We start from the raw sequence: 11392 nt of genomic DNA on the forward strand, positions 1-11392 counted from the left end.
AGAGGTAGATATTTCGTTCAGCAATTTGAGGGCTAATCCAATAGGTGTGGGTGCTCGGGTTCGTGTCCCGAGTTTGCCCGAGCGACGGTTGGGGCGTCGTCGGAGTGATGATTTGATTAGCTACGATCTCGATGAGGCGCGAAAGGTCCTTCGCCTCGACCTGAGAAAGGTCCGGAAGGCCGACATCGCCATGACCTGGACCATCGATCTGGTCCGGCGCCGGCCAAGTCTTTGCCAGTGGGATTGGATCGTCGATTTCCGGGGAGCGTTCGACGACGACGCCGAGGCGTACCATCTGTCCCGCGTGGCGGCCGCCTTCACCATGCCGCGCGAACCGGCCTGGAGCCTGCTGATCAGCCTCGATCCGTATCTCTATCTGTGGGCCCAGGCCATGGATGCGCAGTTTCCGAACCGCAAGCACCTGGTCGTCACGACTCGGGAAGAAGCCGACCTGAAACTGAGGCAGGTCCGCCGCGCGGTGATCGCCTAGTCGATCGCGGCGTCCGGCGCGCCGGAAAGGCCGGTCACGGGGCGCGGCAACGCGACGCCCAAGCGGCCTTGGGCGCGGGCTCGGATTTCACATGTCGTGAGGGATGGTGGCGGAGAGGGTGGGATTCGAACCCACGGTGCCCTTCCAGGCACGCCGCATTTCGAGTGCGGTACATTCGACCACTCTGCCACCTCTCCAGGCCGCCGTTCCGAGAGGCTTTTGAGCCTCCCGAGGTCGAGGGCGCGATACCTAGCGGCGTCGCCGCCGGGACGCAAGCCCCTCCACCAAGCTTTTTCGCCTTCAGACTTTTGGTCGCAGAATCATCTGGGTGCAGCGGAAAAGCGCGATGGTCTTTCCGGTCGCCTCGTCGGTCACGACCGCGTCCCAGACCTGGGTGTTGCGGCCGCCGTGGGCCAGTTTGGCCTCGACCGCCACGCCGCCCTCGCGGACCGTGCCCAGGAAGTTCGACTTCAGTTCGATGGTGGTGAAGCCCGTCCCGCCCTCGGGCAGGGAGACGACGCAGCCGTAGCCGGCGGCCGAGTCGGCCAGGGCGATGACGCTGGCCGCGTGCAGGTAGCCGTTGGGCGCCATGTGCCGCTTGTCGACGTCGAAGCGGCCCTTCACCAGGCCCGGCTTGGCCTCCAGCCACTGCAGGCCCAGGAGGTCGGGCAAGGAGCCGGCTTGGCCGGCGGTCAGGGCGGCGCTGAAGTCTTCGGCCACGGATCGTCTCTCCACAAGGTTCGCGTGCGAAACTTATGCGGCGAGCGCGGCGGCGCCAAGTCCGTTTTCAAAAAGAACGGATTTCCGAGCATTTTTCAGACGAAGTGGAAGCTGGTTCGTCGTCAGAAGATGCGTCGAGCAAAGACTAGAGTTTGCTCAGGTCGACCGGCGGGAAGCGGGGACCGCTTTTGGGCTCCGACGGCAGCTTGCCGGCGCGGATGGCCACCCGCAGGGCGGCGCCGGCCAGCACCGGATCGGGCAGGAAGGCGTCGGCGGCGGTGCGCAGGGCGATGAAGTCCAGCCGGTCGATCTTGTCGTTCAGCTGGATGTTGGCGGCCTTCTCCTCGGCGATCGTCGACTCGAAGGTCTCGGCCGCGCTGACGCCCGGCAGGACGCGGGTCTGCGGCGACAGCTTGAGGACCTTGCGGGCGTCGTCCCAGGCCTTGCCGGCGTCGGCGCCGGGGACGTCGCAGCGGCCCGCGCCCTCGGCGGGGGCCAGCAGCAGGTCGCCGGTGAAGAGGGCGTCGCCCAGCTTGTAGGCGACCGCGCCGGGCAGGCGGCCGGTCAGGGCGATGGCGGTGATCTCGAGGCCGCCCATCGGCAGGGCCTCCCCGTCCTGGGCCAGCTTGTCGAAATCCCAGCCGTCCAGGTCGACCATGCTCTCGCCCAGCTTGGGGGCCAGGCGCTTGAGGCTGTCGACGACGCGGGCGCCGATGCAGACCGAGGCGCCGGTCTCGTATTTTACATGGCCGGCGGCCGAGATGTGACCGGTGTGCAGGCCGGTTTCCAGGATCCAGGTCGGACCCAGGTCGCGGGCGCGGATCTCGGCGATGATCCGGTTGATGAAACTGGCGTCCACGGTCTCGGTGGCGGGATCGAAATCCAGAACAGGATCGACGATGGCGCAGAGATAGGTGGCGGGATCGACGATCAGATAGGTCACCGTCCCCGTCGTGGGATGGCGGTATGCGATGATTTCCGGCTGCATCAATCTGCCTCAGACGCCCGAGGCAGGCACCATGACGGCCAAGCCGTTAAACATCCGCGAACGGCGGCGAGACTTTTCGACGAATTCGCGACGATCAGCGCCCGGCGGCGGCCGAACAGGGATGAGCGCCGTCGCGAAGGCCCTCGACCCACAGCGGCTCGACATAGCGGCCGCCGTCGCGGAAGCCGGGCGCGCAGCCGTCCGGGGCGTCGGCCGAGCGGCTGGCGCCGCCCGCCATCACTGACAGGGCGACCGACTGCTGCGAGCCGCCGCGCGTGCGGCCGTAGCCCGAGCCATACCCATATCCGGCGCCGTAGCCGCCGCCATAGTAGCCACCGCCACCGTAATACGGATCGGCGTAGTAGCCGCCGTGCTTGCCGAAGTCGGTCTTGGAGACGGCGATGCCGACGGTGGCGTTCTCGCCGACCGGGAACAGGCCGCTGGCGTAGACGCTGCGATAGCCGCCGGTGCCGACCGACACGCCCATCGAACCGTGGACCTTGCGCTTACCGTCCTCGTCGCGGTCGGCGGGCAGCAGGCCGCGATGGTCCTGGTCCATGGGGGGCGAGGAGTAGATGAAGTTGTCGATCTGCTGCTGGGTGGTCAGCGGCGGGGTGGTGGTCGTCGTCACCGGGGCCGGCGGCGCCTGGGCGGCCAGGGCCTCGGCGCTGGGCTTGGCCTGGGCGGTGGCGATGACCTCATCGTCGGCGGGACCGGCCAGGGCCGGACCAGCGAGGATGGCGGCGCCGAAAGCGATGATCGCGAGATGGGGCCGCATGGGTACGCTCCACGATGACAGGTCTGGCACCCTAGAGGCCCAAGCCAGCGCAATTAGGGCGCTTTTGTTGCCGGCTGGCAAGCTTGGCCCGTTATGAGGATATGGGCTGTGGTCAGAGGGTTTCCAAGGCCGCCTGCAGCGCGGCCATGTCCGGGGGCAGGGGAGTCTCGAAGCGCAGGGTCTCACCCGTCACCGGATGGACGAAGCCCAGCACGGCGGCGTGCAGGGCCTGGCGCTTGAGACCCGCCGCGGCGATCATCTCGCGCACGACGTTGGCGGGCTGGCTGGCGCCGTAGACGGGATCGCCCAGGCAGGGCGAGCCCTTGCTGGCCATGTGGACGCGGATCTGGTGCGTGCGCCCGGTCTCCAGCCGGCAGGCCACCCGCGCGGCCAGCGGCTTGTCCGGGGGCCCGAAGGCGGCCTCGACCCGGTAGTGGGTGATCGCCGTCCGGCCGCCCGAGCGCAGCACCGCCATCTTCTTGCGGTCTCCGGGCGAGCGGCCGATCAGCGTCTCGATCGCACCCGTGGGCGGCGAGGGCGCGCCGCGCGTCAGGGCGACGTACAGCCGGTCGATGTCGTGGGTCGAGAACAGCTTCGACAGGCCCTTGTGCGCCGCGTCGCTCTTGGCCGCGACCATGACGCCCGAGGTGTCCTTGTCCAGGCGGTGGACGATGCCCGGCCGCGCCACGCCGCCGACACCAGAGAGGCTGTCGCCGCAGTGGTGCAGCAGGGCGTTGACCAGGGTGCCGTTCGGCGTGCCCGGCGCAGGGTGCACGGCCATGCCGGCCGGCTTGTCGACCACGATGAGGTGCTCGTCCTCATAGAGCACCGTCAGCGGGATGGCCTCTGGCTCGGGGTCGGCCGGAGCCGGCGGGGGAACAAGCAGGCTGTAGATCCCGGCCTGGGCCTTGCGCGAGGCGTCGGTGACCGACTGACCGTCCAGCGACAGGCGGCCCTCGCCGATCAGGGCCTGCAGGCGGGCGCGCGACAGGTCGGGAAACAGCGGGGCCAGCACCTTGTCCAGCCGCTGACCGGCCAGGCTCGCGGGCAGATCGGCGGTCAGGAGGTCGCCTTCGCCCGCTTCGTCGCCCAGTTCGGCGGCGCCGGCGTCGAGGATGTCGTCATCCAGTGTGTCGTCCACGCCATCCACCGGGGTTTCATAACTCCGTCATACGCTCGTCGCGTCGCCGACACCGGCCTTGCCTAGGGCCGGGGTCGAGTTTCGTATTCGGGGGATAGTCGATGCGCGCCTTTCGCACCACCACGCTGTTGACCGCCAGCCTGCTGGCCCTGGTCGCCGCCGCGCCAGCCTTCGCGGCTGATGAGACGCCGGCGGACAATGCCGAGCAGAACACCAGCCTGGGCGAGGTGGTCATCACCGCCCAGAAGCGCGCCCAGGATCCGGTCGAGGTGCCGATCGCCGTCACCGCCTATTCGGGCAAGTTCCTGGAGGCCATCGGCGTCAAGGCGTTCGACGAGCTGTCGGCCTTCACCCCCGGCTTCCTGGTGCAGAACCAGTCGAACAACAATTCCGGCTTCGTGATGCGCGGCATCACCTCGGACAGCGGCTCGGCCACCGACGAGACGCGGGTGTCGATCTATCAGGACGGCGTGCCGATCTCGCGCTCGCGCGGCTCTTACGTCGAGCTGTTCGACATGGAGCGCGTCGAGATCGCCAAGGGGCCGCAGTCGACGCTGTTCGGCCGCGGCGCCCTGATCGGGGCGGTGAACCTGGTGCAGAACAAGGCCAACCCGGCCCACTTCGACTGGGCGGCCAAGGCCGAGGGCGGCACGGGCGGCTACGCGGTCGGCGAGGCCATGGTCAACTTCGCTTTCGAGAACGGCAGCGCCCTGCGCATCGCCGCCCGCACGCGCCAGAACGACGGCTACGTCAAGGACGCGGCCGGCGGCGACGCCTACAACTCGACCGACACCCAGGCCGTGCGCATGGCCTATCACCTGGAGCCGGGCAAGCTGAAGCTGGACCTGATCGGCAACTACCAGGTCGACGACACCAGCGGCACCTCGTTCAAGAGCCACACCTTCAACCCAACCAATCCGCTGACGGGCGCGGCTCTGGGCAATACCGACGTCGGCTCGGCCGCGACCCTGTCGCCCGGCGCCGGCTTCGAAGGCGGCGCGCCCCTGGGCCTGGACCGCAAGGTCTACGGTCTGACGGCCCTGGCCGAGTACGAGATCAGCGACAGCCTGACCCTGTCGTCGATCACCGCCACCCGCGCCTTCCACTCGGTGGAAGTGTTCGATCCGGACGGCACGAGCCTGCCGATCCTGACCTTCGCCGAGGACGCGCAAGGTCGCCAGCAGAGCCAGGAGCTGCGCCTGCGCTACGACGCCGGCGGTCGCTTCTCGGGCTTCGTCGGCGCCAACTATTTCCACGAGACCGGCTCGTGGCGGATCCCGGGCCAGTTCGACGAGCGCCTGGTCCTGGCCCTGCTGGCCGGCAATACGCCCCTGGGCATCAGCCGTCCGAACCCGCAGCCGCTGGCCGTGCTGACCAACCCGACCTACCTGGCCACCGTGCTGCAGCTGGGCTTCGGCATCCCCGCCAGCCTGGCGCCCGGGATCGTCTCGAACCTGAAGTCGGTCCACAAGGAAGAGTTCGCCAACTACGGCGAGAACACCGCCTACGACGTCTATGCCGACGGCACGTTCAAGCTGACCGACACGTTCGAGATCACCGGCGGCATCCGCTACACCAGCGAGGATCGCGAGGCGGCCTATCGCTCGACCGTGCAGAACGGCCGCTCGATCCTGGGCATCCTGCTGGCCGCCCCGACCGCGACCAACCTGTTCCTGGCCGCCCAGCCGAACGCGGTAAACAATCCGCTGCTGCCGACCGTGGGCCTGATCGCCCAGCCGACCGCCAACAACGGCGACACCTTCACCAAGAAGATCGACGACAGCGGCCTGACCTGGCGCCTGGTCGGGCGCTACGCGCCGTCCGACAATCTGAGCCTCTACGCCTCCTACGCGCGCGGCCGGCGTCCGGACGTCATCTCGGCCAGCGCCCCGGCCACGCCCCTGGGCGCGGCGCGCTTCAACGTCGTGGCCTCCGAGACGGTCGACAGCTACGAGGCCGGCGCCAAGGGCAAGCTGCTGGACGGGCGCCTCTATCTGTCGGGCTCGGTGTTCCGCTACGACTACGACAACTTCGCCACCAGCTTCCGCCAGGGCGCGCAGGTGGTGACCCTGAACGCCGGCAAGGCCAAGGCCTACGGCTTCGAGGGCGAGGCCCGCGTCCAGGCCGGCGACTTCTGGACCCTGTTCGCGACCTACGCCTACAACCACGCCCGGCTGGAGAGCGGCCTGCGCGAGGGCAACCACTTCCGCCTGTCGCCGGACCAGACCTTCTCGGTCGGCGCCGCGTTCAGCCGTGAGGCCCTGGGCGGCAAGCTGACCTTCACCCCGACCTATACCTGGCGCTCGAAGATGTTCTTCGATGACGACAACGACCGCTCGGACCTGCAGTCGTCGGGCCTGTTCCCCGACACCAAGGTCGACGAGTTCCAGAACGCCTACGGCCTGCTGAACGTCCGCCTGGGCTTCGGCGCCGTCGATGACCGCTGGAAGGTCGAGGCCTTCGTCGAGAACCTGGCCGACGAGCGCTACCTGAAGGACGCCGGCAATACCGGCGACAGCTTCGGCATCCCGACCTTCATCGCCGGCAAGCCGCGCTTCATGGGGATCGGGGTTACGTTCCGCCGCTAGACCGTGCTCGCGCCGTCATGCCCCAACGGACGGGGTGACGGCGCGGTCGTCCTGTTGTTTCGTGCGGTGTCACCGCGTTCGGGAGGGGCCCGTGAAGATCGATCGTCGTAAGGTTCTGGGCCTGCTGGGCCTGTCGGGCGCGGCCGCCGGCGAGGCGGTCGCCGCGCCGATCAACTATTACAAGGGCCCGGTGGCCTTCGAGCATGGGGTGGCCAGCGGCGATCCGGGGGCGACCTACGCGATTTTCTGGACCCGCGTGACGCCCAAGGAACCCACGACTGGCGACATCGACCTGGATCTCGAGGTCGCGGCCGATCCCGACTTCAAGACCCTGGTCACGGCCAGCAGCGGCTTGCGCGCCCGCGCCAGCCGCGACTGGACGGTCAAGCACGACCTGGATGGCGTCGGCCTGAAGCCGGGAACCGACTATTGGTACCGCTTCAAGGCCAATGGGGTGACCTCGCCCGTGGGCCGCACCCGCACCCTGCCGACGGGCGCCATCAAGGACGTCGTGCTGGCGGTGGCCTCGTGCAGCCTCTATCCGAACGGCTACTTCAACGCCTACGACGCCATCGCCAAGCTCGACCGCGTCGACGCCGTGGTGCACCTGGGCGACTACATCTACGAGTACGGCGGCGGGCCCAAGGACTACGGCATGAACTCGCCGGTCTCGGCGTCGCGCATGCCCGAGCCGGTCCACGAGATCGTCACCCTGGCCGACTATCGCGCCCGCCACGCGCAGTACAAGCGCGACCCGGCGCTGCAGGCCGCCCACGCCCGCGCGCCATGGATCGTGGTCTGGGACGACCACGAGACCGCCAATGACAGCTGGATCGGCGGGGCCGAGAACCACGATCCCAAGACCGAAGGCGACTGGGCCGCGCGCAAGGCCGCTGCGCTGAAGGCCTATTACGAGTGGATGCCCATCCGCGATCCGGGCGCCAAGGCCCTGCCCGAGGCGGCCTGGCGCGGCTTCCAGTTCGGCGATGTCGCCAGCCTGCTGATGGTCGAGACCCGGCTGTCGGCCCGCACCCACCAGCTGGACTACGACGTCGACATGCCGGTGGTCGACGGCAAGCCCGACGTCGCCGCCTTCACCGCCAAGTGGAAGGACGCGGCCGGCCGGATGATGGGCGCGGACCAGGAGCGCTGGCTGGCCGACCAGGTCGGCGCCTCGGCCAAGGCCGGGACGGCCTGGCAGGTGCTGGGCAACCAGGTGGTCATGGCCCGCGTCGCGCCGCCGGACCTGAAGAAGACCATGGGCGCCGAGGCCTACGACGCGATGCTGGCCAAGCTGCCGGAATACGCCCGCAAGCGGGTGGCCCAGTCGGTGTCGATGGCGGCCTACGACATCCCCTCGAACCTGGACGCCTGGGATGGTTATCCGGCCGATCGCCAGCGGGTCTATGACATCCTCACCGCCGCCAAGGCCCGGCCGATCGTACTGGCCGGCGACAGCCACATGTTCTGGGCCAACGAGCTGTGGGACGACGCGGGCAAGATCCGGGTGGCGGCCGAGTTCGGCGCGACCTCGGTGACCTCGCCGGGCTATGGCGACGTGCTGCCGGGCGTGCCGCTGGGCGAGGCCTTCGCACAGCGGAACCGGGAAGTGAAATACGCCCACCCCAGCGCCAAGGGCTACCTGCTGCTGACCCTGGAGCACGGCAAGGCGACCGGCGAGCTGATCGCCGTCTCGACGATCTTCGAGCCCGCGTATCAGACCAGCGTGCTGAAGCGGTTCGTGGTCACGCCGGCCAGCGGCGGTGGGGTCGAGGCGCTGAAGGAAGCGTAGGTCTCATCTCTCCTCCCCCTCTGGGGGAGGGGGACCGCCGAACGGCGGTGGAGGGGGCTTTGGGGCGAAGCATGCTCAGCACCGCTTGCGCGGACCCCCTCCGTCTCGATGCTTATTCGCATCGATCCACCTCCCCCTAATGGGGAGGAGAGTCACCTGCGTTCCAGCGCCAGGCGCAGGCCGAACGCCACGAAGACGCCGCCGGTCACCCGGTCCAGCCACTGGACCACCACCGGCACGCGCAGCAGGCCGGCGATCGGCACGGTCGCGGCGATCAGGGCGGCGAACCACAGCAGGCCCTCGACCACGTGGATGCTGGTCAGCAGCAGGCCGAACCGGGCTGGATCGACGCCGGCGGGAATGAACTGGGGCAGGAACGAGACGTAGAAGATTCCGACCTTGGGATTGAGCAGGTTGGTCAGCAGGCCCCGGCGCAGGGCCGCGATCGGGCCGGCGTCGACGGCCTTCATCTCGCCGGGCTCGAAGGCGTCGCGGGGCTTCAGGATCATCCTGATCCCGGTCCAGGCCAGATAGGCCGCGCCCGTCCACCTCAGCGCCGTGTAGGCCATCTCGGACGCCGTCAGCAGCGCCCCGACCCCGAACGAGGCGGCCGCGCCCCAGATCAGGCAGCCCAGGCCGACGCCGATCGCCGCCCCGGTCGCCCGCCTTGGGCCCTCGGCGGCGGCGGTGCGGATCACCAGCGCGGTGTCCAGCCCCGGCGTCAGGGTCAGCAGGCCGGCGGCCAGGGTGAAGGCGATCAGGGCTTCAGATACGGTCATTCGACGTGGTCATGATGGATCGGCGCTTCCCGCTCGACGAGCTTGCCGTCTTCCCAAACGCGATAGAAGCATGAACGGAACCCGACGTGGCAGGCGCCGCCGTCGCCGCGCGGGCGCACCTTCAGGAGCACCGCGTCCTGGTCGCAGTCCACCCGCAGCTCGACCACGTCCTGCAGCTGGCCGCTGGTCTCGCCCTTCTTCCAGAGCGCGTTGCGCGAGCGGCTGAAATAGTGGGCGATGCTGGTCTCGACCGTCAGCTTCAGGGCCTCGTCGTTCATCCAGGCCAGCATCAGGATCTCGCCCGTGTCGGCGTGCTGGGCCACCGCCACGACCAGGCCGTCGGCGTTGAAACGCGGCGCCAGGGCGGTCCCGCGCTCCAGATCGTGCTTGCTGTGGGCTTCGGGGAACAGGGACGTGCTCATGGGGCCACATATGGCGCAGGGCGAAGGCCTGCGCTAGCTTCCGCCCGCTTGCGGGGGACGCAATGGATTTGAAAGACCGCATCAAGGCCGCCGTCGCGGCGCTGGACGACCGGGCTCGGCCCTGGGCGCGGCGCTCGCGCTGGAACGGCTATGCCTACGAGTTCCTGCTGTTCGGGCTTAAGCAGGCCTGGGCCTGCCTGTTCGGCGGCCTGATGCTGGCCCTGCTTGTCGGCACGCACCTGTTCTGGCCGGCCGGCGCGCCGCTGGCGCGCTACGACTTCCTGGTCATCGCCTCGGTCGCCATCCAGGCCATGCTGCTGGCCCTGAAGCTGGAGCGCTGGGACGAGGCGCTGGTCATCTTCATGTTCCATGTCGTCGGCACGATCATGGAGCTGTTCAAGACCGCCCACGGCTCGTGGATCTATCCCGAGCCCAGCCTGCTGCGGATCGGCGGCGTGCCGCTGTTCACCGGCTTCATGTACGCCTGCGTCGGCAGCTACATCGCCCGGATCTGGCGGCTGTTCGGCATCACCTTCGAGCGCTATCCGCCGTTCTGGAGCACCCACATCCTGGCGGTGCTGATCTACGCCAACTTCTTCACCCACCACTACATGATCGATATCCGGGTGGGGCTGTTCGCCCTGTCGGCGTTGCTGTTCGGGCGGACCTGGTTCGTGTTCACGCCCGACCAGACCGCGCGCCGCATGCCGATGCTGATGGGCGCTGTGCTGGTGTCGCTGTTCATCTGGTTCGCCGAGAACCTCGGCACCTTCGCCGGGGCCTGGATCTATCCCAGCCAGAGCGACGGCTGGCACATGGTGCCGATCGAGAAGATGGGCGCCTGGTATCTTCTGATGCTGATCAGCTTCGTGCTGGTGACGCTGGTCCACCGGCCGGTGGACGCCTGCGTCGCGCGGATCCGCGAAGGGATCCGCGCGGCCGCTTAAGGTCTACTTCCGCACCAGGTCCATGAACCGCTGCTGCAGGACCTTGTCGGTCTTGAACACGCCGCGGAACTGGGTGGTGATCGTCGAGACGTCGTGGTGGCGTACGCCGCGGGTCGACATGCACTGGTGCTCGGCGTCGATCAGCACGGCGACGCCGGCGGCGCTGAGGTGGTCCTCGATGGCGTCGGCGATCTGCATGGTCATGGTCTCCTGGGTCTGGAGACGCTTGGCGAAGATCTCGACCAGGCGGGCCAGCTTGGAAAGACCCACGACCTTGCCGGTCGGCATGTACGCGACCCAGGCCTTGCCCAGGAACGGCGCCATGTGGTGCTCGCAGTGGCTCTGAACGTCGATGCCGCGCAGCATGACCATGTCGTCATAGCCCTGCACGTCCTCGAAGGTGCGCGACAGCTCCTTGGCCGGGTCGCCGTGATAGCCGGCGAACCATTCGCCATAGGCCTCGACGACGCGCTCGGGCGTGTCCAGCAGGCCCTCGCGGTCCGGATTGTCGCCGGCCCAGGCCAGCAGCGTCCGGACGGCGGCCATGGCCTCGTCCTTGGTGGGGCGCTGGGCGGGTTCAAGATCAAGACCGGCGTCTTGGCTGCCGATCAGGGTTCGCTCGCGGGTCAGTGCGTCCATGTTTTCGGGGAGTCTTTCCACGGGCTGAGTTGCGCCAGGACGCCGGTCGTCCTGGAATGACGCGTGCCACCCGTTTCACCGAATACGGTCGAAGCGTCGCGATGGACG

Annotated in this window: 11 protein-coding genes and 1 tRNA gene; 4 read left to right on the forward strand and 8 right to left on the reverse strand. The window is 68.5% G+C overall.

Features of this window, described 5'->3' with window-relative positions; genetic code table 11:
- The first annotated feature begins 190 nt into the window (after positions 1 to 190).
- Complete coding sequence (locus K8940_RS02330; RefSeq protein WP_223392941.1) at positions 191 to 490, forward strand: hypothetical protein; 300 nt, start codon at positions 191 to 193, stop codon at positions 488 to 490.
- A 107-nt stretch (positions 491 to 597) separates the two neighbouring features.
- On the opposite strand, the gene K8940_RS02335 is transcribed toward K8940_RS02330, so the two are convergent.
- The 5 genes from K8940_RS02335 to K8940_RS02355 form a co-directional block, all read right to left on the reverse strand.
- A tRNA-Ser gene (locus tag K8940_RS02335) sits at positions 598 to 687 on the reverse strand.
- 103 nt (positions 688 to 790) lie between these two features.
- Complete coding sequence (locus tag K8940_RS02340) at positions 791 to 1210, reverse strand: PaaI family thioesterase (protein ID WP_223392942.1); 420 nt, start codon at positions 1208 to 1210, stop codon at positions 791 to 793.
- A 145-nt stretch (positions 1211 to 1355) separates the two neighbouring features.
- Positions 1356 to 2201, reverse strand: coding sequence for an MBL fold metallo-hydrolase (locus tag K8940_RS02345; RefSeq protein WP_223392943.1), 846 nt, complete (start codon positions 2199 to 2201; stop codon positions 1356 to 1358).
- A gap of 91 nt (positions 2202 to 2292) precedes the next feature.
- On the reverse strand, positions 2293 to 2976 hold the full coding sequence (locus K8940_RS02350; protein ID WP_223392944.1) for a hypothetical protein: 684 nt from the start codon (positions 2974 to 2976) through the stop codon (positions 2293 to 2295).
- A 112-nt stretch (positions 2977 to 3088) separates the two neighbouring features.
- Positions 3089 to 4126, reverse strand: a complete 1038-nt coding sequence (locus K8940_RS02355; RefSeq protein ID WP_223392945.1) for an RluA family pseudouridine synthase — start codon at positions 4124 to 4126, stop codon at positions 3089 to 3091.
- A 92-nt stretch (positions 4127 to 4218) separates the two neighbouring features.
- Here K8940_RS02355 and K8940_RS02360 point away from each other — a divergent pair, with 92 nt between their 5' ends.
- Both K8940_RS02360 and K8940_RS02365 read left to right on the forward strand, forming a co-directional pair.
- Positions 4219 to 6705 carry a TonB-dependent receptor gene (locus tag K8940_RS02360; RefSeq protein WP_223392946.1) on the forward strand — a complete coding sequence of 829 codons (2487 nt, stop codon included), beginning with the start codon at positions 4219 to 4221 and terminating at the stop codon, positions 6703 to 6705.
- A gap of 91 nt (positions 6706 to 6796) precedes the next feature.
- Positions 6797 to 8497 (forward strand): alkaline phosphatase D family protein, encoded by a 1701-nt coding sequence (locus K8940_RS02365; RefSeq protein ID WP_223392947.1) that lies wholly within the window; start codon positions 6797 to 6799, stop codon positions 8495 to 8497.
- Positions 8498 to 8649: 152 nt separating this feature from the next.
- On the opposite strand, the gene K8940_RS02370 is transcribed toward K8940_RS02365, so the two are convergent.
- Both K8940_RS02370 and hisI read right to left on the reverse strand, forming a co-directional pair.
- A complete protein-coding gene (locus K8940_RS02370; RefSeq protein ID WP_223392948.1) occupies positions 8650 to 9276 on the reverse strand; it encodes a LysE family translocator in 627 nt (208 codons plus the stop codon).
- Positions 9273 to 9698, reverse strand: a complete 426-nt coding sequence (hisI, locus tag K8940_RS02375) for a phosphoribosyl-AMP cyclohydrolase (RefSeq protein WP_223392949.1) — start codon at positions 9696 to 9698, stop codon at positions 9273 to 9275. Before hisI ends, K8940_RS02370 begins: the two co-directional genes overlap by 4 nt.
- A 62-nt stretch (positions 9699 to 9760) precedes the next feature.
- On the opposite strand from hisI, the gene K8940_RS02380 reads away from it, so the two are divergent.
- Positions 9761 to 10645 carry a DUF817 domain-containing protein gene (locus K8940_RS02380; RefSeq protein ID WP_223392950.1) on the forward strand — a complete coding sequence of 295 codons (885 nt, stop codon included), beginning with the start codon at positions 9761 to 9763 and terminating at the stop codon, positions 10643 to 10645.
- Between the two features lie 3 nt (positions 10646 to 10648).
- On the opposite strand, the gene folE is transcribed toward K8940_RS02380, so the two are convergent.
- A complete protein-coding gene (folE, locus tag K8940_RS02385; RefSeq protein WP_223392951.1) occupies positions 10649 to 11284 on the reverse strand; it encodes a GTP cyclohydrolase I FolE in 636 nt (211 codons plus the stop codon).
- Between the last annotated feature and the right edge of the window lie 108 nt (positions 11285 to 11392).

Source organism: Caulobacter segnis, assembly GCF_019931575.1.
GTDB classification, from domain to species: Bacteria; Pseudomonadota; Alphaproteobacteria; order Caulobacterales; family Caulobacteraceae; genus Caulobacter; species Caulobacter segnis_C.